Annotated in this window: 1 pseudogene; it reads left to right on the top strand. The window is 64.8% G+C overall.

The window, feature by feature from the left end:
• Positions 1-267: pseudogene (locus EOD29_RS32215) on the top strand (globin-coupled sensor protein); the annotation flags it as partial.

Below are 267 nucleotides of genomic sequence, written 5' to 3' on the forward strand. Positions count from 1 at the left end.
GGCGGTTACGCCATCGTCATGTCCGAACTCGTCAAGGGCATCATGGAGAAACAGTGGCCGTCGGTCTTCGCGCGCCGGCAAGGCAAGCAGCTGGCCGAGAAGCTGTCGGCCGTCATCAAGGCCGGCATGCTCGACATGGATTATTCCATCTCGGTCTATCTCGAGACGCTCGAAGCCAAGCGCCAGGCCCTGGAAGAGGAGCGCGCCCGCGCCGAATCCGACCAGGCAGTCGCGCTGGAACAGCTGCGCCGCGGCCTGGAAGCGCTG

It is taken from the genome of Mesorhizobium sp. M1A.T.Ca.IN.004.03.1.1 (genome assembly GCF_003997555.1).
Classification (GTDB): Bacteria; Pseudomonadota; Alphaproteobacteria; order Rhizobiales; family Rhizobiaceae; genus Mesorhizobium.